General features: G+C 57.1%; 17 protein-coding genes. 7 read left to right on the top strand and 10 right to left on the bottom strand.

Going from position 1 to position 19,283, the window contains the following annotated elements:
• Positions 1 to 60: 60 nt before the first annotated feature.
• Positions 61 to 1,266 carry a multidrug effflux MFS transporter gene (locus tag AC2FLX_RS00305; protein WP_496809579.1) on the top strand — a complete coding sequence of 402 codons (1,206 nt, stop codon included), beginning with the start codon at positions 61 to 63 and terminating at the stop codon, positions 1,264 to 1,266.
• A 63-nt stretch (positions 1,267 to 1,329) separates the two neighbouring features.
• Positions 1,330 to 2,730, top strand: a complete 1,401-nt coding sequence (locus AC2FLX_RS00300) for a helix-turn-helix domain-containing protein (RefSeq protein WP_496809580.1) — start codon at positions 1,330 to 1,332, stop codon at positions 2,728 to 2,730.
• Between the two features lie 67 nt (positions 2,731 to 2,797).
• On the opposite strand, the gene AC2FLX_RS00295 is transcribed toward AC2FLX_RS00300, so the two are convergent.
• The 6 genes from AC2FLX_RS00295 to AC2FLX_RS00270 form a co-directional block, all read right to left on the bottom strand.
• Positions 2,798 to 3,037, bottom strand: coding sequence for an HP1242/YdcH family protein (locus AC2FLX_RS00295; protein WP_480751080.1), 240 nt, complete (start codon positions 3,035 to 3,037; stop codon positions 2,798 to 2,800).
• Positions 3,038 to 3,137: 100 nt separating this feature from the next.
• Positions 3,138 to 4,796, bottom strand: coding sequence for a choline dehydrogenase (gene betA / locus AC2FLX_RS00290; protein ID WP_496875362.1), 1,659 nt, complete (start codon positions 4,794 to 4,796; stop codon positions 3,138 to 3,140).
• 81 nt (positions 4,797 to 4,877) lie between these two features.
• Positions 4,878 to 6,386 (bottom strand): choline-sulfatase, encoded by a 1,509-nt coding sequence (gene betC, locus AC2FLX_RS00285; protein ID WP_496809586.1) that lies wholly within the window; start codon positions 6,384 to 6,386, stop codon positions 4,878 to 4,880.
• On the bottom strand, positions 6,383 to 6,955 hold the full coding sequence (betI, locus tag AC2FLX_RS00280) for a choline-binding transcriptional repressor BetI (RefSeq protein WP_480751085.1): 573 nt from the start codon (positions 6,953 to 6,955) through the stop codon (positions 6,383 to 6,385). Before betI ends, betC begins: the two co-directional genes overlap by 4 nt.
• Positions 6,956 to 7,057: 102 nt before the next feature.
• Positions 7,058 to 7,966, bottom strand: a complete 909-nt coding sequence (locus AC2FLX_RS00275; protein WP_480751086.1) for a DMT family transporter — start codon at positions 7,964 to 7,966, stop codon at positions 7,058 to 7,060.
• A 39-nt stretch (positions 7,967 to 8,005) separates the two neighbouring features.
• Positions 8,006 to 8,605 carry a LysE/ArgO family amino acid transporter gene (locus tag AC2FLX_RS00270; protein ID WP_480751088.1) on the bottom strand — a complete coding sequence of 200 codons (600 nt, stop codon included), beginning with the start codon at positions 8,603 to 8,605 and terminating at the stop codon, positions 8,006 to 8,008.
• 87 nt (positions 8,606 to 8,692) lie between these two features.
• Here AC2FLX_RS00270 and AC2FLX_RS00265 point away from each other — a divergent pair, with 87 nt between their 5' ends.
• A complete protein-coding gene (locus AC2FLX_RS00265; protein WP_480751089.1) occupies positions 8,693 to 9,577 on the top strand; it encodes an ArgP/LysG family DNA-binding transcriptional regulator in 885 nt (294 codons plus the stop codon).
• A 41-nt stretch (positions 9,578 to 9,618) separates the two neighbouring features.
• Positions 9,619 to 10,308 (top strand): nitroreductase family protein, encoded by a 690-nt coding sequence (locus AC2FLX_RS00260; RefSeq protein ID WP_496809587.1) that lies wholly within the window; start codon positions 9,619 to 9,621, stop codon positions 10,306 to 10,308.
• Between the two features lie 88 nt (positions 10,309 to 10,396).
• Here AC2FLX_RS00260 and AC2FLX_RS00255 read toward each other — a convergent pair whose 3' ends face one another.
• Positions 10,397 to 11,137: a YebC/PmpR family DNA-binding transcriptional regulator gene (locus tag AC2FLX_RS00255; protein ID WP_496809588.1), complete on the bottom strand. Its 741-nt coding sequence runs from the start codon at positions 11,135 to 11,137 to the stop codon at positions 10,397 to 10,399.
• Between the two features lie 107 nt (positions 11,138 to 11,244).
• Here AC2FLX_RS00255 and AC2FLX_RS00250 point away from each other — a divergent pair, with 107 nt between their 5' ends.
• The 3 genes from AC2FLX_RS00250 to AC2FLX_RS00240 all read left to right on the top strand — a co-directional run bounded on the left by AC2FLX_RS00250 (position 11,245) and on the right by AC2FLX_RS00240 (position 15,532).
• Complete coding sequence (locus AC2FLX_RS00250; RefSeq protein WP_496809589.1) at positions 11,245 to 13,017, top strand: SLC13 family permease; 1,773 nt, start codon at positions 11,245 to 11,247, stop codon at positions 13,015 to 13,017.
• Positions 13,018 to 13,065: 48 nt separating this feature from the next.
• Positions 13,066 to 13,800 (top strand): glutamine amidotransferase, encoded by a 735-nt coding sequence (locus AC2FLX_RS00245; protein ID WP_496809590.1) that lies wholly within the window; start codon positions 13,066 to 13,068, stop codon positions 13,798 to 13,800.
• Positions 13,801 to 13,870: 70 nt separating this feature from the next.
• Positions 13,871 to 15,532, top strand: coding sequence for an FAD-binding dehydrogenase (locus AC2FLX_RS00240; protein WP_496809591.1), 1,662 nt, complete (start codon positions 13,871 to 13,873; stop codon positions 15,530 to 15,532).
• Between the two features lie 145 nt (positions 15,533 to 15,677).
• Here the strand turns inward: AC2FLX_RS00240 and AC2FLX_RS00235 are convergent, their stop codons facing one another.
• The 3 genes from AC2FLX_RS00235 to AC2FLX_RS00225 all read right to left on the bottom strand — a co-directional run bounded on the left by AC2FLX_RS00235 (position 15,678) and on the right by AC2FLX_RS00225 (position 19,221).
• Positions 15,678 to 16,424, bottom strand: coding sequence for a YbaY family lipoprotein (locus tag AC2FLX_RS00235; RefSeq protein WP_496809592.1), 747 nt, complete (start codon positions 16,422 to 16,424; stop codon positions 15,678 to 15,680).
• Between the two features lie 105 nt (positions 16,425 to 16,529).
• Positions 16,530 to 18,308 carry an SLC13 family permease gene (locus AC2FLX_RS00230; protein ID WP_496809593.1) on the bottom strand — a complete coding sequence of 593 codons (1,779 nt, stop codon included), beginning with the start codon at positions 18,306 to 18,308 and terminating at the stop codon, positions 16,530 to 16,532.
• A 100-nt stretch (positions 18,309 to 18,408) separates the two neighbouring features.
• Positions 18,409 to 19,221: a TIGR00282 family metallophosphoesterase gene (locus tag AC2FLX_RS00225; RefSeq protein ID WP_480751099.1), complete on the bottom strand. Its 813-nt coding sequence runs from the start codon at positions 19,219 to 19,221 to the stop codon at positions 18,409 to 18,411.
• Positions 19,222 to 19,283 lie beyond the last annotated feature (62 nt).

The following is a 19,283-nucleotide window of genomic DNA, read 5'->3' as shown; positions in this document are numbered from 1 at the left end:
CAAAATATCTACACTCCGGCTGGCATGGATTTGGCGCAACCAATGCAATAGATGCAAACCATGCAGTTCAGTTTCACCCAGACTCACCGCAGTCCGCCGACGCTGGCGACGCTTATTCTGTTGTCCGGCCTCTCGGCGCTGGGAATGAACGTGTTTCTGCCAAGCCTACCGAACATGACGGCCTATTTTCAGACTGATTACAGGGTCATGCAGCTTTCGGTGGCAGTGTATCTTGGTGTCAATGCAGGCATGCAAATTATAATCGGGCCGCTTGCAGACAAAGCCGGTCGTCGCCCCGTGATCCTGTGGGGGATCGCCCTATTTCTTCTGGCGACGCTGGGCTGCATCTACGCTCCGACCGCCGAGATTTTTCTGTTTTTCCGCATGTGCCAGGCGGTGATCGCGGTTGGAGTTGTGCTTAGTCGCGCTGCCGTGCGGGATATGTACGAGCAGGACAAAGCGGCCTCAATGCTGGGCTACGTCACAATGGGCATGGCCGTAGTGCCGATGATCGGCCCGGCCATCGGGGGGCTTTTGGACGAAACACTTGGTTGGCAGGCCAATTTCTGGCTGCTCCTCATTCTCGGTTGCATGGCCCTTTTTCTGACGTATTCGGATTTCGGGGAAACTGCCCTCAAGAGTGGCAAGACGTTGGTCCAGCAATTCCACGAGTATCCGGAATTGCTGACCTCGCCACGCTTCTGGGGATATTCGCTGGCCTGTGGTTTCTCGTCTGGGGCCTTTTTTGCCTATCTCGGCGGCGCGCCTTTTGTAGGTTCCGAAGTTTTCCAACTCACGGCCGCCGAGGTTGGCGTCTATTTTGGCGCACCCGCTCTTGGTTATTTCTTTGGCAATTTCATAAGTGGGAAATTCTCGACACGCGTCGGAGTGAACCGCATGGTTCTTTGGGGGTGTTGGCTGAACACGCTGGGAATTGCTTTTTCAATCTTAGTTACACTTCTAGGCGCGGACAGTGCGGTTTCTTTTTTTGGCCTGATGACTTTCGTTGGGCTCGGAAACGGGATGTCGATCCCCAATGCAACAGCCGGCTCCCTTTCGGTCCGCCCGCGCCTTGCTGCAACGGCTTCGGGCCTGAGCGGCGCGATCATGCTCGGTGGCGGCGCTGCGCTGAGCGCTTTTGCAGGATGGTTACTGACTCCCGAGACGGGCGCGCTGCCCTTGTTGTGGCTTATGTTCGCAACCTCGGTACTTGCCGTTCTGGCAATCACTGTGGTCATCATTCGCGAAAAGCAGCTTGGCCTTTGAATACTTGCACAGGATGATTTGCAAAGTTAGCCTTTCGCCAAGTAAATCCGCAAAGGCACGTCGATGGCGACACAGAAACTCTATGCCGGCGCAAAGTTGCGCGAAATCCGCACCCGACTGTCGCTGACGCAAAAGGATTTTGCCTCAAAGCTGGGTGTCTCGCTGCCCTACCTGAACCAGATGGAAAACAACAACCGTCCGATTTCGACGACGGTTGTTCTGGCTTTGGCGCAGGAATTCGGGCTGGATGTAACCGAATTGAGCACTGGCGACAGCGAACGGCTGGTATCCGACATGCGCGAAGCACTTGCGGACCCGATCTTTGCTGACGCAATGCCGCCGCTTGCGGACCTGCGCCTGACAGCATCAAATGCTCCGGCGCTTGCACGAGCCTTTATCGAATTGCACCGAAACTACCGTCAGACCCATGAGCGGCTGGCCTCTCTTGACGAGGCGCTGGGGCGTGAAGATGCCCGCATACAAGCCAGCCCCTGGGAAGAGGTGCGCGACTTTTTCCACTATTGCGACAACTATATTGACGCTGTCGATCACGCGGCCGAGCACTTTGCCGAACGCGGCGGCGGCACGGGCGGCATTCGAGCCGCTGCGCTGCAAAGCCTCGGCGATCGCGGCATTCATGTAGAGCTTTCCGATATCGAGGCTCTGCGAAGTTATGACACCCAATCGAAAACCCTGCGTCTTTCCTCTCGGTCGGCCCCGCAAACGCAGGTTTTTCAGCTCCTTCTCCAAGTCGCCTTGTTGAATCAAGACAAACTGTTGGAAGCAACGCTGGACTTTGCACGCTTCCAAAGCGACGAGGCACGCTCCATCGCCAAGATCGGGCTGGCAAATTATTTCGCCGGCGCCGCCCTGATGCCCTATGGAACTTTCCTGGCAGCCGCGCAGGAAGACCGCCACGATCTGGAACTGCTCAGCAACCGCTTCGGCGCATCCATCGAACAAGTTGCCCATCGACTGTCGACCTTGCAACGCCCTGGAGCAAAGGGGATTCCATTTTTCTTTGTTCGTGTGGATCAGGCAGGCACAATAACAAAGCGACACTCGGCCACCCGTCTGCAGTTTGCGCGATTCGGTGGGGCCTGCCCGTTGTGGAACGTGCATCGCGCCTTTGAAACGCCCGGACATTTCCTGCGCCAATTGGCGGAGACGCCGGATGGGGTGCGCTACATTTCGTTGGCACGAGACATTTCAAAACCCGGTGGTTCGTTTGGCGCGCCGGTTCGACGCTATGCCATCGCACTGGGCTGTGAAGTCAGGCACGCTGACGCTTTGGTTTATGCGGACAACCTCGATATCAACAATGCCAGCGCTTACGAGCCTATTGGGATATCCTGCCGCATCTGCGAGAGAAAATCCTGCCACCAACGCTCGGTTCCACCGCTGGAGCGTCGTCTTACCATCAATACGGATATGCGGGGCACGTTGCCATATGAGGTAAATTGACCTTTTACCCCGCCAATTTCAGGTGCAGACGGAGGGGGCCACAGCCCCCGTCACGCCTTTGCGGAATTCAGGCTTTGGACAGAATCCCCCAGATCTGGTCCTTCAAAGCCGCGCGCTTCTTGCGCAGGTCCACCTCTGCCAGTTCTTCCATCGGTTCGATATTGGTTTCAGCGCGATGAACCGCACGATTGATCTCGTGATATTCTTCTGTCAGCTTCGCGAAATGCGCATCCGACTGCTTGAGCTGACTCATCAGATCGACCTTGTCCGGAAACTCTTCGGCCAGTTCGTGAGGCGTATGAGACATCCTGTTCGCTCCTTGTCTTGATGTTTCCATCAACAGCTAGACCGCGCTGCGAAGGCTCTCTTTGACGCCGATCAAATCACCCGGCAATACACATTTTTTCTTAACGTTGCGCCACGTTCCACTGCGGATGAAGCCAAGGTTCGTCATTGGCCCGCGGCAGCGGGCTGCGCCCCAAAAGATGGTCGGATACTTTTTCTCCAACCATGATCGAAGGAGCGTTGAGATTGCCATTGGTGATCTGTGGGAAAATCGAACTGTCCGCTACCCAGAGACCATCGACCCCGATCACCCGGCCCTGTGGGTCGACAACGGCATTGGGATCATCCGCCCGACCCATTCGGCAGGTTCCGCAAGGATGATAGGCGCTTTCCGCGTGTTCCGCGATAAAACCATCAAGTTCCTCGTCTGACTGGACGGCTGCACCCGGCTGGATTTCCTTGCCCGCAAACGGCTGGAACGCTTCTTGTGAAAAGATTTCTCGGGTCAAGCGGATACAGGTGCGAAAATCCTCCCAATCCTCTTCATGGCTCATATAGTTGAAGCGAATGATCGGTGCGTCTTCGACCCGCGCCGAGCGGAGGGTGACGTTGCCACGGGATGGCGACCGCATCGGGCCAACATGGGCCTGGAAGCCGTGGCCTTCGGCGGCGGCCTGCCCATCATAGCGCACGGCAATCGGCAGGAAATGGTACTGGATGTCCGGGTATTTGACGCCGGGTTTCGAGCGGATGAAGGCTGCGCTTTCGAATTGGTTGGACGCGCCCAGACCGGTCTTGGTGAACAGCCACTGCGCGCCGATCGCGCCTTTGCCGATCAGGTTCCAGTATTTGTACAAGGTGACCGGCTGGATGGCTTGTTGTTGAATGTACAACTCCAGATGGTCCTGCAGGTTGGCACCCACACCCGGGCGGTCAGCAACGACATCGATACCGTGTTCGACAAGATGCGCACCCGCGCCGATACCTGACAGCATCAGGAGCTTGGGCGAGTTGATCGAGGAGGCAGCCAAAACAACCTCGCGCCGCGCGCGGATCACTTCCTTTCTACCGCCTCGCAAAATCTCGACGCCTGTCGCCCGACCGTCTTCGATGACGATCCGCGCCGCCAGCCCCCGTACGATATCGCAGTTCGGGCGCTTCAGCGCGGGTTTGAGATAGGCATTGGCTGCCGACCAACGCCGTCCTTTCCAGACGGTCTGTTCCATCGGGCCAAAACCTTCCTGCTTTTCACCGTTGTAGTCGCCGGTCACTTCATAGCCAGCCTGCTGTCCAGCCTCGACAAACGCCTTGAACAGCGGGTTCGACCTCGGTCCGCGCGTCACGTGCAAAGGGCCATCCGTTCCGCGCCAGGTCGGGTCGCCGCCATGGCCGCCATCGTGCCACGTCTCCATCCGTTTGAAATAGGGCAGTACATCCGAATAGGCCCAGCCGTCGGCGCCCATCTCGGACCAGGTGTCGAAATCCATCGCATGACCGCGTACATAGACCATGCCATTGATAGAGGACGACCCACCGATCACCTTGCCGCGCGGACAGGCCAGACGCCGATTGTTCAGTTTCGGCTCGGGTTCCGATTGATACCCCCAATCATAGCGCGACATGTTCATAGGATAGCTGAGCGCCGCCGGCATCTGGATGAACGGCCCCGCATCGGTGCCGCCATATTCAATCACCAAAACCGAAGCCCCGGCCTCGCTCAGTCGATACGCCATCGCGCAACCGGCCGATCCTGCACCGACGATGACAAAATCTGCTTCCATGTTCACGTCTCCTTCGTCCCGCCGGAATGGCAATTGATCGCTATCGGCTCCGTCGGGAGTATTATCAAAAAGATGAAGAGGTTATTCGCCGCGCGGGAAACGCTGGCTTTCCTCAAGGTTGTCCAAATTCATGTGATTCCGCATGTACCGTTCGGATGCCTTCTGAAGCGGCTGATAGTCCCACGGGAAATAGCCGCCTTGCCTGAGCGCCTCATACACCACCCAGCGGCGCGCCTGGCTTGCCCTGACTTCGGTGTCGAAGCGTTCAAGATCCCATCGTGCTTCGGATTTGGCCTTGAGGGTCTGCAAAGTTCCGGCATGGGCCGGGTCATCGGCCAGATTGTTCAACTCATGCGGATCGTTTTCCAGATCGAACAGTTGGTCGGGGTCCAGTGCACAGCGATTGTATTTCCATTTGCCGTAACGCATCGACACCAAAGGCGCATAAGACGCCTCAGCCGCATACTCCATCAAAACCGGCTCGGTTCGATCTGTGCCATTGGCAAGCGGCACGAGGTTGTGACCGTCGGTCCAGGGTGCCAGTTCATCCATATTGACGCCAGCCAGAACACCAAGTGTCGGTGTTACGTCGATGGTCGACACAGGTGTATCAATCAACTCGACAGGCATTCCGGGAGCAGAAATCATCAGCGGAACGCGCGCCGACCCTTCATAGAAGTTCATCTTGAACCACAACCCGCGCTCACCCAGCATGTCGCCGTGGTCGGACACGAAAAGGATGATTGCCTCTTGCCGGGTGGTATCCAACACTTCGAGGATTTCACCGATTTTGTCGTCCAAATACGAGATATTGGCAAAATAGGCCCGACGCGATTTACGAATATCCTCTTCGGAGATTTCAAAGCTGCGCCAGTCGTTTGCATCGAAAATGCGCTTGGCGTGCGGGTCCTGATTGTCATAGCCCAGATCGCTTACCTCGGGCAGCAGATGCTCGCATTCCTCGTAGAGGTCCCAATACTTGCGACGCGCGACATAGGGGTCGTGCGGATGTGTGAAACTTACGGTCACACACCATGGACGGTCGTCGCGGCCCCGCGCCAGATCATAAAGCTTGGTCTTTGCATAGTAGGCGACCTCGTCATCATATTCCATCTGGTTAGTGATTTCGGCCACCCCTGCCCCAGTGACAGACCCCATGTTGTGATACCACCAGTCGATCCTCTCACCCGGCTTGCGATAATCCGGCGTCCAGCCGAAATCGGCCGGATAGATGTCGGTGGTCAACCGCTCCTCGAAACCATGCAACTGATCGGGACCAACGAAATGCATCTTGCCGCTGAGGCAGGTGTAGTAGCCCGCACGGCGCAGATGATGGGCGTAGGTCGGGATAGCACTGCTGAATTCGGCTGCGTTGTCATAGACACCGGTGCGCGAAGGCAATTGCCCCGACATGAAACTCGCCCGTCCCGGAGCGCAGAGCGGCGACGCAGTATAGGCATTGACGAAGCGCGTTGAACGCTCGGCCAGTTTCTTCAGGTTTGGCGCATGCAGCCAGTCGGCGGGACCGTCGGGGAAGAGGGTTCCGTTCAACTGATCCACCATCAGGATCAGAATATTGGGCTTTGTCATTTACCAGCCTCGATAAGGGTGTTGAGAACGCGCAAAGCGTGGTTGACGGCAAGTTCGGGTTGCTCTGGTGCGCTCAGCGCCGCACGGATATACAATCCATCGATCATGGCAATCATGTTCTCAGCGCCTTCTGCGGGGTCCTCCAATAGGGGGCGCAGTGCGTCAACCAGATTGGACCTAATACGCGCCTGGTATATTTGCCAAAGGCGAAGGGCATCATTATTGGTCTGCGCCAGAACATAGAAGGTCATCCAAGCGGCGATTACATCCGGGGTGAAACAAGAAGGAGCGAAACAGGCTCGGATAATTGCCTGGGCACGTTCGGTCTTTGGTGCGCTCTTCAATTCAGATCGCGCTTCTTCGCCAAAATCCGACAGGATACGACGCATGGCGGCCAGAAATATCTGGTCCTTGCCGCCGAAATAGTGGTGCGCCAACGCGCTGGACATTCCTGCACGTTTGGCAATCTGGCTAACCGTCACGTCGAGCGACTTTTTCACGCCAAGCTCGGCGATGGTCGCCTTCACGATCGCGTCGCGTCGGATCGGTTCCATTCCGAGTTTCGGCATGTCGGTCTCCTTCGAGCCAGTGTAATATCCGAAACGCTAAAAGGATTTTATTGACTCGTCAATCAATAACCGATTTTTCACCGGATGCCCTGCTTCAGGCAATCAGAATTTCGTTGCCAAATTTGGCGGAGTAACCGCGCGGCGCAACAAAACGGCTTCGCGCCAAGTCATAAAGCTGACTGCGCCCAATATCAGCGTGCCACCTGCGACCACCCATAGATCGACACGTTCACCAAAGGCCAGTGCGCCAAGCAGAGTCGCCCAGATCAACTGCACGAAGGTCACGGGTTGCGTCACCGTGATGGGTGCCGCCTGCATCGCAAGCGTCATGCAATAGTGCCCACCTGTCGCAAAGCAGGCAATCAGAAACAACACCCCCAGATCCTGCCAGCTTGGCGGTGTCCAGACAGAAACGGCAAAGGGAATCAAAGCCACGGTGACCCAGATCGACAAGTGAGCAACGACAACAGACGGGCGAAGATCCTGAACCAGAACCTTCGCGATCAGATAGGACCCGCCCAAAGCGAGTGCCGTACCTAACATGGCCAGATGTCCCTGTGATATTTCGCGAAACCCCGGGCGCAGAATGATCAGAACTCCGATCAATGCGGCTCCTATCGCAACAACACGACGGGCGGCAAGGCGTTCCCGCAAAAACAAGACCGCGCCCAAGGTAACGTAGATCGGCGTGAGATAGTTCATCGCCGTCACCTCTGCCAAAGGGATCTGGGTCATCGCGAAGAACCATAGCATGACGGCAATCGCATGAATCCCGCCACGGATACCGAACAACACCCAGTGTTTTTTGGTCAATCGCGCCGAAAGGATCGCACGCATTGCCGGAAGCAGGAACACCAGCCCCAACAGATAGCGTAAAAATGCTGCCTGAATGGGATGCATGGCGGTTCCCATGGATTTAACCATCGCCGTCATTATCACAAAGGAAAACCCCGCCGACAGCATCCAGAAGATACCGGCAAGGGGGCGGGATTGGGCGGCGATCGTTGTCATGCTAACGGTTCAACATGGAATGGGCACTTGTGCAAGACTTCACATCGCAACCAACTTCCATGCAATCCCAAGCATGGTCAGCCCAATCATGGCGTCCAGATATCGCCAGGAATCCGGGCGCGCAAAGAACGGAGCTATCAAACGCGCCCCGTATCCAAGCGAGAAAAAGAAGGCAAAGCTGGATGTCACCGCGCCCAAGGCAAATCCGAACCGATCATCGTATTGTGCCGATATCGAGCCGATCAGGACCACGGTGTCCAGATAGACATGCGGATTGAGCCATGTGAATGCAAGAACCGTGAACATTGCCCCGCGCAGGCTGGTTCGCTGATGTCTATCCGCCTGCAGCGTTGCGCCGCTTGTCCAGGCCGACCACAGACTGCGTGTGCCATACCAGAACAGAAAAGCTGCTCCGCCATACCGCATGACGGTCTCGAAACTTGGCACAGTTGCAGCCAAGGCCCCAAACCCGGCAACACCCGCAACAATAAGCACGGCATCAGACAACGCACATGTCAGACACAAGGCAAAGACGTGCTCGCGTCGCAAACCCTGACGAAGGATAAATGCGTTTTGTGCGCCAATCGCGAGGATGAGGCTGAAGCCAAGCGCAAAGCCGGAAATGAAAGAGGCGGGCATAGGCACTCCTGTGGACGACCGGAATTGACTAGCCGCGCTTGAACGAAATATCAAATTAAAGATGATAATGCAGATTAAGAATTGCTAATGACTCTCGATGCCGGTCAATTAAATGCTCTCGCAGCGATATTACGATTGGGAAGCTTCGAAGCGGCGGCCGATGAACTGGCGGTAACGTCTTCGGCGATTTCCCAGCGGATCAAGGCGCTGGAAGACAGGATCGGGATACCCTTGGTCCATCGAGGCCCCCCGTGCACGGGAACCGTCGCGGGCTTGAGGCTTGCCAAGCATGCCGAAGACGTCCGACTGCTAGAAGCCAAACTGAACCGGGATCTGTCTTTGGATCAAAGTTTTGGTCCGACATTATTGAAGATCGCTGTCCCCGCCGACAGTCTGGCGACTTGGTTCATCGCTGCAATGGCTGGTGTAGATGACATGCTTTTTGATCTGCTGATCGACGATCAGGATCACTCCGCCGACTGGTTGCGACGAGGAGAAGTTGGTGCAGCGATTACGGTCGGCGGCAAACCTGTGACCGGTTGCGATGCGTACCCGCTGGGAACCTTGCGGTACATAGCGACAGCCAGCCCGGGTTTCGTTCAGCACTGGTTTTCTGGTGGCGTCACGCCAGCAGCACTAGCCAAGGCTCCCTGCATGACTTTCAATCGCAAGGATGGTCTGCAAAAGGCTTGGCTGGCCGCCAATGCTGGCGCCCGGATCAACCCACCATCGCACTTCCTTCCGTCAACGCATGCATTTGTCGAAGCCGCGTGCGCAGGAATTGCTTGGGGTATGAATCCTGAACCCCTTGTTCGGGACCACCTTCGTGCGGGTCGCCTGCTCCCACTTTTGCCCGACACGCCGCTCGACGTGCCTTTGACCTGGCAGGTCAGCCGCATCGTGGCCCCTGCGATCACGCACCTGACCGGCGCGATCAAAACCGCCGCTGCGAGTGGGTTGCAACCCGACTGAACTCGCTGGATAACAGGACCAACAATGTTGGAGTGCATGCCATGTTTTCGCGAAATGCGCTAAGCTATGACCCTATCCCGCTGCCCGACCGAGCCGACTTGGCCGATGTCGAAATGATCACGGCTGCACAGGCGTTCCACGAAGTCATGCGCAAGCGCCATACTGTTCGAGACTACTGCGATCGCCCGGTCCCCCGCAATGTGATTGAAACCTGCATTCGCACCGCAGGGACCGCCCCGTCGGGCGCCAACCACCAACCCTGGCACTTCGCGGCTGTGTCCAATCCTGCCCTAAAACAGCGCATCCGAGAGGAGGCCGAAGAAGAAGAGCGCCGATTCTACGCAGGCACTGCCGGGGATGAATGGATCAAGGCGTTGGAACCGATCGGGACCAACGCGATCAAGGAGCACCTGACCGTTGCCCCGTGGCTGATCGTGGTTTTTGCCCAGCGCTGGGGACAGTTCGAAGATGGAACCCGATACAAAAACTACTACGTGCCGGAAAGCGTCAATATCGCCACAGGTTTCCTGCTGGCCGCGCTGCATCGCGCCGGTCTGTCCACGCTGACACACACGCCGAATCCTATGCGGTTCCTGAACGACGCACTTGAACGTCCTGCCTCGGAGAAACCGACGATGATCATCGCCGTGGGGCACCCGGCTGGGAATGCGACAGTCCCCGCAGTGGCCAAGCTGAAAAAGCCTCTAAAGGACATCAGCAGCTTTTTTTGACCGCGACACGTCTCAGTTACCCTAAGGAGCGACAACAAAAAAAACCCGGCGGAACACGCCGGGCTGTGTGATGGGCCATGACACAAGATCACAGTTGCGCCATCACCTCATCCGTGGCTTCGAAATTGGTGGTGACGCGCTGCACGTCGTCATCATCCTCCAGCGCATCCACCAACTTCATCAGACGCTGCATGTCATCCAAACCCAACTCCGTGGTTGTGGTGGGCTTCCAGACCAGCTTGGTTGATTCCGATTCACCAAGTGTCTCTTCAAGCGCGCTCGACACCTCGTTCAGATCAGAGTCGGCGCACCAGATGATATGGCCCTCTTCCGAGCTTTCGACATCCTCGGCGCCGGCTTCGATGGCTGCTTCAAAGATGGTATCTGCATCCCCGGCATCCGCAAGATAGACCACTTCGCCCTTGCGTTCGAACATGAAGCCCACCGAGCCGGTTTCACCCAGATTGCCGCCATTCTTTGAAAACGTCGAGCGCACATTGGACGCTGTGCGGTTCTTGTTGTCGGTCATCGTCTCGACGATCACCGCGACGCCGTTTGGGCCATAGCCTTCGTAGCGGATTTCTTCATAGCTCTCGGCATCGCCGCCAGAGGCTTTCTTGATGGCCCGTTCAATGTTGTCCTTGGGCATCGACTGGCCCTTGGCTTCTTTCACCGCCAGACGCAGGCGTGGGTTTTTCTCGGGATCGGGATCACCCATTTTGGCAGCGACAGTGATCTCTTTCGACAATTTGGAAAACAGCTTGGACCGAGCGGCGTCCTGGCGCCCCTTACGGTGCTGAATGTTGGCCCATTTGGAATGGCCGGCCATGTTGCGTCCTCGTCATGATTGCGTATTCGGCGCTCATATAGACGTTTGCGAGGCCAGGGATCAAGAGAGCCGCTTGCAGGTACGTCCGTGCAAGCTAATGTGATCGCATGACGGCTGATCAAATCATTCTTTTCTCACTGTTCATTTCAGTCTTTGGCCTGTTGTTATGGGGGCGATTCAGATATGATCTTGTCGCCTTTGCCGCGCTTATGGTTGGCGTTGTTCTGGGGGTCGTTCCGTTAGACAATGCTTTTTCCGGGTTTGGCCACCCCGCCACGATTGTTGTGGCATTGGTGCTTGTTGTTTCGGCAGGGCTAGTCCGATCGGGGGCAGTTTTCCTGATCACCCGAACTCTGGTGGATGCATCGCGCAGTCTGGGAGTGCATATTGCCTTGATGGGCGGGCTTGGGGCGATCCTGTCGGCCTTCATGAACAATGTTGCGGCGCTGGCGTTGCTGATGCCAGTGGATATCCAGACCTCGCGCAAGGCCGGTCGTTCAGCGGGGATGACGCTGATGCCGCTGAGCTTTGCCACCATTCTTGGTGGCATGGCCACACTGATCGGCACGCCCCCAAATATCATTATCGCATCGATCCGCGGAGAGGCCTTGGGCGAGCCATATCACATGTTCGACTTTGCACCTGTCGGCGGGTTGGCGGCAATCGCCGGGTTGATCTTCGTTGCGCTGATCGGTTGGCGGCTGATCCCGGATCGCGGCATGAAGGGGGACACATCAGAAACGCTGGCCGAATATATCGCCGAACTTACCATTCCCGAAGGTTCATCACATATCGGCAAGCGTCTGGCTGAACTGGACGAGGTTGCCGAGAAAACAGACGTGGCCATTCTGGGTTTGATCCGCGACGAGAAAAGGCGTTATGGTCGGGCGGCGAATACCCTGCTCGAGGCTTGCGATACCTTGGTTCTGGAGGCCACGCCTGAGGCTTTGGACGAGTTTCGCTCCGCTGTCAGCCTAGATTTTTCCGATGCGCAAAGACAAAAGGCGCTGACCGCCGCGGGCGAAGGGCTGGAAGTTCTGGAGGTCGTTGTGCCGGAAACTGCTCGTGTCGCAGGACGAACGGCGCAAGGGCTTGGCCTGACATGGCGTCAAAGCACGGTGTTGATGGGGATCTCCCGGCAGGGCCGGAAGATCACCAAGCACGTGCGCAAAACCGAAATCGAGCCAGGTGATATCCTGCTGTTGCTCTGCCCCCGCGACCATGGCGCGGATGTGACCGAATGGTTGGGTTGCCTGCCCTTGGCGGAACGCGGACTGAACGTAACGGCCAATGAAAAAGCAGGCCTCGCCATTGCGCTGTTCGCGGCTGCGGTTCTGGCCGCTAGCGTCGGTCTGATCTATTTGCCGATTGCTCTGGGACTTGTGGTCATCGCCTATGTCCTGACCAAGATCCTGCCGATTGCACAAATATATGACCACATCGAATGGCCAGTCGTCGTTCTGCTGGGCTCAATGATCCCGCTTGGCGCAGCACTGGAAACATCAGGCGGCACGGAGCTAATAGCCAATGCGCTGGTGTCGGTCACAAGCGGCATGCCTGCCTGGGTGATCCTAACGGTATTGATGGTTGTCACCATGACGCTGTCAGATGTGCTGAACAACACGGCGACAACAATCGTCGCCGCCCCAGTGGGCATCCAGATGGCGCAAACGCTTGGAGTATCGGCCGATCCGTTTCTGATGGCTGTTGCCGTTGCCGCCTCGGCTGCTTTTCTGACCCCGATCGGCCACAAGAACAACACTCTGATCCTTGGTCCTGGCGGCTATCACTTTGCCGACTACTGGCGCATGGGCCTGCCGCTGGAGTTGTTGATCGTGGTTGTCTCTATCCCCGCAATCCTTCTGTTCTGGCCGTTGTGAGGGGGCAGCGTATTGCCAAACAGCGCCTGTCCCGGCTAAGGGCACAGCATGAAACGCTTTCTGATCCTGCAACTTCGCCCCGAAACCGATGCAGCGGATGCCGAGTTCGCGTCCATTCTCGACAAATGCGGGCTGCCGCCTGACCGCGCACATCGCATTCGGCTAGATTGTGAGGATCTGCCCGACGGGTTGAACGTACATGACTATGCCGGTGTGATCGTTGGTGGCGGGCCTGGTTGTGTCAGCGACGATCCTACCAGGAAATCGGCGATGGACGCCCGGATCGAGGCAACGGTCATGGGGCTGATGCCGCAGATCATCGAATCCGATCATCCGTTCATGGGATGCTGCTATGGGCTGGGAATTCTTGCAGCCCATCTGGGCGGTGAGGTCAGCAAAGCGCAATACAGCGAACCGGTCGGTCCTTCGACATGCACCCTTACCCATGATGCAAGCACTGATCCCCTTACTGCGAGTCTCCCCGCTGTCTTTGAAGCGTTTGTCGGCCACAAGGAGGCGGTGCAATCGCTACCTCCGGGTTGCGTGCATCTGGTTGCCTCGGACCCCTGTCCTTTTCAGATGATCCGCTGGGGGCAGAATGTTTATGCCACCCAGTTCCATCCCGAAGCGGATGCAAAAGACTTTGAGCAGCGAATCAACATTTACAAGGATTACGGCTATTTCCCGCCCGAGGATGCAGAGCGCTTGATCGGGATGTGTCACGCCGCCAATGTGACCCAGCCCGGCGTGATCCTGCGACGGTTTGCTGAACGTTTCGGCTGACCTCGCGGCAACTCCCATTGCCTGAGCCAGCGACGCAAAGCTAGGCTATACCCGAGAGGGAGGATACGCCATGGCAACGGACTCGGCGGACGCAATCATCGTCGGAGCTGGATTGGCGGGATTGGCCGCAGCCGCAGAGCTGGGAGATCGAGGCAAGCGGGTGATCCTGCTGGATCAGGAGCCGGAGCATTTTCTGGGTGGGCAGGCCTTCTGGAGCCTCGGAGGCCTATTCATGGTGGACACGCCAGAACAACGCCGCATGGGTATCCGTGACAGCGGCGAGTTGGCGATGCGCGACTGGCTGGGTAGCGCGCAATTCGACCGACCCGAAGATCACTGGCCGCAGAAATGGGCCGAAGCTTATGTCGAATTTGCCTCTGGTGAAATGCGCCCCTGGTTGCATGAAATGGGGCTGCGCTGGTTTCCCGTGGTTGGCTGGGCCGAGCGTGGCGGATCATATGCCAATGGTCACGGCAATTCTGTGCCCCGCTTTCACATCACGTGGGGGACCGGACCCGGTATATTGGCCCCATTCATTCGCCGTGTGAACGAACACGTTGCTGCCGGGCGCGTAACGTTCCGCTTCCGCCATCGGGTCAACCAGGTCATCATGGAAAATGGCGCCGCCAAAGGCGTCGCCGGTGTAGTGCTGGCAGATGATACCGCCGAGCGCGGCAAAAAAACCAATCGCGACGAAGTAACGGCGTTCGAGGTTCACGCCCCTTCAGTTGTCGTGACCTCTGGCGGCATTGGCGGTAATTTCGAGATGGTGCGCAAGGCCTGGCCGCGAGACAGGCTGGGCGAACCTCCGCAGAACATGATTGCCGGAGTTCCTTTCCATGTTGATGGCCGCATGATCGGGATCAGCGAACAGGCTGGTGGACATGTGATCAATGGTGATCGGATGTGGCACTACACCGAAGGCGTCCGCAACTGGGATCCGATCTGGCCCGCACATGGCATTCGCATTCTGCCCGGTCCAAGTTCGATGTGGTTCGACGCGCTAGGCGACCGCCTGCAACCACCCTGCCTGCCAGGGTTTGATACGCTGACCACTTTGCGCACAATCCTAAAAACCGGATTTGAGTACAGCTGGTTTGTCCTGACCCAGAAGGTAATCAAGAAAGAATTCGCCTTGTCCGGGTCCGAGCAGAACCCCGATTTCACATCCGCTAGCTGGAAAGAAGTGATCCGCCAGCGCATTCTGTCGGGAGCAAAAGCGACCGGTCCAGTAGAGGCGTTCAAGGATCATGGCGAGGACTTCATCGTGGCCAACTCGCTTTCCGACCTTGTGGTAGGCATGAACAAGTTGGGTGGCAACTTGATCAACGAGGCACATCTGCGTGCCCAGATCGAGGCGCGCGATAGCCAAATGGACAACCCCTTCACCAAGGATGTTCAAATCATGGCCATTCACGCGGCCCGCAACTATCGAGGCGACCGCCTGGTCAGAACGGCCAAACCGCACAAATTTCTCGATCCAGCCAATGGTCCGCTAATTGCGGTCAAATTGCATATCCTCACGCGCAAAACGCTGGGCGGGCTGCAAACCGATCTCGACAGCCGGATGATCAGTGCGGATGGCGCTCCGGTCCCGGGTCTATTCGCTGCGGGCGAGGTCGCCGGGTTCGGAGGCGGCGGTTATCACGGATACAACGCATTGGAAGGCACATTCTTGGGTGGCTGCATCTTTTCCGGCCGCAACGCGGGCCGTTCGACGTCAATCGCATGACACTGGCCCGGAACATTCGCCAGAGCACTGGATCAGTCCCTGTGACTTTCAAGGATGCGGTGACCACACAACGTGTTTTTTTGCGAACGAGTTTCCGTGTCTTTCTGACTGCCCTGACGAGTTGAAGTGCAACTCTCGGAGCAAACTATTTTATTCGTTCAAACCGTAAAACCGGAGCGCCTTGCCCGTCTACCAGTATTAGTTTGTCAAGCTCCACTGAATACCCTTCCACTCGCGGAAGGGTCGCAAGGAACTCCCTTTCCATTTCATCCAGCGGCGGCGGACAGGCCATCAAAGTGGCAGCCATATTGCCTGGAAAGCTCATAGTGCTGGCCGTAATATCCATCTGACCGGAAAACCTGTTGCATCCTCCGTTACCACCGAACTGTCCGCTTTCGCCAAATGCGATCTCGGGCCGTTTGTCGCTATCTATGGATTGCCCATTGATCTCGACCGCCCGCCAGGTGGTGTTTTCGAGCATCGCTCCCGCCTGCCCCGCAACCTGTATCATGATCAGATCAACCGCATCGCCAGCTCCATGGGTCAAAACCGGGTTGGCCGTATCAGTGGTGAACACCAGCCTTCGCCCCTGATACACAGAAGCCCGCACGACATATCGCATTGCCTCATCAATCAAGGCATCGTCGTAGGTCAGCTCAAACGACGCCGGCACGGAGTTCAGCGCGTAACGTTGGGATGCAAGAACTACCGCAGGAACATCCGCCAACGAAACATCCAGTAGCACAACGTCCAGAACAGCGTCTTGCGGGACCGCGATACGTTCTTTGTAGGTTGCTGTTCCCGTTACTGTCCCGGCCAACGCAATAGAGTGCCCAAGCCACAAAGCTGCAATCCCCGAAAATGCCACCAAGCGAATGGTTCGACTGTGCATTGTCCTTAACCCCTTTCGTACAAATCTCTTTCAAGATTGGGATGGGCCGGTCAAATTCAAGTTCGTCCCGCTTCGATCGGCGGCAATGCGCCTTATAAATTCACGTCAAAGCGGCCACAGCAGCGGAATGAGCAGCGACGCCAGCAACCCGACTGTGAGATTGAGCGGCACACCGACCTTCATGAAGTCCATGAACTTATACCCACCCGGCCCATAGACCATCATGTTCGTCTGATATCCGATAGGTGTTGCAAAAGACGCCGATGCAGCAACCATGACCGCCACCACCAAAGGGCGCGGATCCACGCCCACAGCCTGCGCCAACCCAATGGCGATGGGTGTAACGACCACAGCAACTGCGTTGTTGGAAACCAGTTCGGTCAGGATAGAGGTCAGCAGGTAAACCGCCCAGACGATCATGAATGGTGGCAACATGCTCAACACCGGGGCGACGGCATTCACGATCATCTCGACCGCACCTGAACTTTCCAAAGCAGCGCCAATCGCCAGCATGGCGAAGATGAGGGCGAGCAGGCGCCCCTCCACGAAAGAGAACGCCTCATCAGCATCGATGCAACGGGTGGCCAGCACCACCGCGACAGCGAGGACCGACAACAGGAGAATGGGGGCTACACCGAGCGCGGCGAGCAACACGATTCCTAGCAACGCCGAAACTGCAATGGGCGCGTGACTGCGGCGATAGGCACGCGCAGAAGGCTGCGAGACGTCGACCATGTCCATGTCGGCGGCCAGTCGCTGGATATCCGCTGGAGCGCCTTCCAACAGTAGCGTGTCGCCAACCCTGACGATCAGATCGTCCAGTTGGCCACTGATGTTCTGGTTTCGGCGATGCACAGCCAATACGTAAACGCCATAACGACGGCGCAGGCGCATCGCACCCAGGGCGCGCCCGACCATTCTGCATCCTGGCGTGATCAGCACTTCGACCGTCTTGGTCTCGACCGCGGATACCTGATCGACACGCTTGAGTTCCTTGTTGCTTTGCAAGCTCAGCAACTCGGTCATCTGCGTGCGCAAAACAACCCGGTCACCAAGTTGCAAAGTAACACCCTTTAGGTCGCGGCGCAGCGATTCATCCCCCCGGATCACGTCGATAAGCCGCACACCGGGGCGTTTGAACAACTGAACTCCGATCACTTCGCGACCGATCAGATTGCTCTCGGGGGGGATCACCGCCTCGGTGAAGAACTTCATCTTGGAGCGGTCGCTCAGCATCATCGCCATGCTCGTACGCTCGGGCAGCAATCTTGGGCCGATGAAGCGAAGATATACCATCCCGTACGCAACCAGCACCACACCCAGCGGCGTGACTTCGAAAATCGTAAATGGGGGTAATCCCTGCGCCCTTGCCACACCATCGACCAACAGGTTTGTCGACGTGCCAATCAGGGTCAACGTTCCGCCGAGAATGGCGGCATAGCTGAGCGGGATCAGGAGTTTCGAGGCAGAAATGTTCAAAGTTCGGGCAATCTGAACAAAAACCGGGATCATCACCACAACAACCGGCGTGTTCGACACAAAGGCGGACGCGACAACCACAAAAGCTATCAGCAGACCAATTGCAATTCTTGGATTCACCTGCGCCTGTTTTTGCGCCAGCGAGGTAAAAGAATCGAGAGCCCCGGTCCGCACCAAAGCCCCCATGATCAGAAACATGGCTGCAATCGTCCACGGTGCCGGGTTTGCCAGTACCGGCAAGGCCTTTTCATACGGCAAGATGCCGGTTACCAGCATCAACGCGACACCAATGATCGCAACAACCTCAGCTGGCAAAGTTTCACGCAAAAACAACGCAAACATGCCCGCGACGATGGTCAGTGCCAGAACTGCGCTGGCTGTATCTGAAAGCTGTAGGAGATCCATTCTCGGTTTATTGCCCGATCCCTTGCCTAACCAACAGTTTCACGCAATTCCCGTGCTTGGCAAGCCTGTCGTTCTTCTCACGTGCGTTCGTTTTGGTGCACTATGGACCGGCTTGCTGCAATCGCCCGCCAACCCGCACCATGCTGACCGAAATCGCCGAACCAGTGCGGTCGTCTGTTTCCACGAAAAAGCCGGACAGGCTCGCCTCTCCACCAGCAGGTGAAAACCGGGTCTTTGACATACCTGTGATGAATCGGCGCATGGGTTCGGCCTTGTCCATTCCAATGACCGAGTCATAGTCGCCGCACATACCCGCATCGCTTAGGTATCCCGTGCCGCCCTGAAGGATCTGGGCGTCAGCTGTGGGTACGTGGGTATGCGTGCCAACAACAAAACTCGCGCGCCCGTCGCAAAAGTGCCCCATCGCCATCTTCTCCGAAGTCGCCTCGCAATGCATGTCTACGATTACGGCCTGTGCAAGCCCGCCGCGCGGGTGTGATTTGAGCACCGGTTCAATGGCCGAAAATGGATCATCAAAGGCCCGTTTCATGAACACCTGTCCCAGCACCTGCGCCACCAGAACCTTGCGCCCCCCCGGAGCATTGAAGAGCCGATACCCCCGCCCCGGCGCGCCCTTGGCGTAGTTAATGGGCCGGATGATGCGCGGCTCACTTTCAATGAACTGCAACATGTCCTTTTGATCGAATGCATGATCGCCCAGCGTTACACAATCGGCACCCGCCGCCAGCAACAGCTTGGCGTGATCCCCGCTCAACCCCATGCCGCTCGAGGCATTCTCGCCATTGACCACGACGAAATCCAGCCGCCACTCGTCTCGCAAGCGTGGCAGATGCTCTTGCACGGCCGTCCGCCCGGAACGGCCCATGACATCACCAAGGAACAGAATTCTCATGGGTCACTCTCCTACGGCCAGCCGTTGGTGAGAACAAGACGCAAGCGGCCAACCTTTGGGAA

The sequence above is a fragment of the Ruegeria sp. YKSF57 genome (assembly GCF_059612585.1).
The sequence above is the reverse complement of the archived record's forward strand: the minus strand, read 5'-3'. Positions and strand labels throughout refer to the sequence as shown.

What these genes read in the sequence shown, in the direction of transcription:
- AC2FLX_RS00305 (WP_496809579.1), top strand. Translation starts at nt 61, where the DNA reads ATGCAGTTCAGTTTCACCCAGACTCACCGCAGTCCGCCGACGCTGGCG.
- AC2FLX_RS00300 (WP_496809580.1), top strand. Translation starts at nt 1,330, where the DNA reads ATGGCGACACAGAAACTCTATGCCGGCGCAAAGTTGCGCGAAATCCGC.
- AC2FLX_RS00295 (WP_480751080.1), bottom strand. Translation starts at nt 3,037, where the DNA reads ATGTCTCATACGCCTCACGAACTGGCCGAAGAGTTTCCGGACAAGGTC.
- betA (WP_496875362.1), bottom strand. Translation starts at nt 4,796, where the DNA reads ATGGAAGCAGATTTTGTCATCGTCGGTGCAGGATCGGCCGGTTGCGCG.
- betC (WP_496809586.1), bottom strand. Translation starts at nt 6,386, where the DNA reads ATGACAAAGCCCAATATTCTGATCCTGATGGTGGATCAGTTGAACGGA.
- betI (WP_480751085.1), bottom strand. Translation starts at nt 6,955, where the DNA reads ATGCCGAAACTCGGAATGGAACCGATCCGACGCGACGCGATCGTGAAG.
- AC2FLX_RS00275 (WP_480751086.1), bottom strand. Translation starts at nt 7,966, where the DNA reads ATGACAACGATCGCCGCCCAATCCCGCCCCCTTGCCGGTATCTTCTGG.
- AC2FLX_RS00270 (WP_480751088.1), bottom strand. Translation starts at nt 8,605, where the DNA reads ATGCCCGCCTCTTTCATTTCCGGCTTTGCGCTTGGCTTCAGCCTCATC.
- AC2FLX_RS00265 (WP_480751089.1), top strand. Translation starts at nt 8,693, where the DNA reads ATGACTCTCGATGCCGGTCAATTAAATGCTCTCGCAGCGATATTACGA.
- AC2FLX_RS00260 (WP_496809587.1), top strand. Translation starts at nt 9,619, where the DNA reads ATGTTTTCGCGAAATGCGCTAAGCTATGACCCTATCCCGCTGCCCGAC.
- AC2FLX_RS00255 (WP_496809588.1), bottom strand. Translation starts at nt 11,137, where the DNA reads ATGGCCGGCCATTCCAAATGGGCCAACATTCAGCACCGTAAGGGGCGC.
- AC2FLX_RS00250 (WP_496809589.1), top strand. Translation starts at nt 11,245, where the DNA reads ATGACGGCTGATCAAATCATTCTTTTCTCACTGTTCATTTCAGTCTTT.
- AC2FLX_RS00245 (WP_496809590.1), top strand. Translation starts at nt 13,066, where the DNA reads ATGAAACGCTTTCTGATCCTGCAACTTCGCCCCGAAACCGATGCAGCG.
- AC2FLX_RS00240 (WP_496809591.1), top strand. Translation starts at nt 13,871, where the DNA reads ATGGCAACGGACTCGGCGGACGCAATCATCGTCGGAGCTGGATTGGCG.
- AC2FLX_RS00235 (WP_496809592.1), bottom strand. Translation starts at nt 16,424, where the DNA reads ATGCACAGTCGAACCATTCGCTTGGTGGCATTTTCGGGGATTGCAGCT.
- AC2FLX_RS00230 (WP_496809593.1), bottom strand. Translation starts at nt 18,308, where the DNA reads ATGGATCTCCTACAGCTTTCAGATACAGCCAGCGCAGTTCTGGCACTG.
- AC2FLX_RS00225 (WP_480751099.1), bottom strand. Translation starts at nt 19,221, where the DNA reads ATGAGAATTCTGTTCCTTGGTGATGTCATGGGCCGTTCCGGGCGGACG.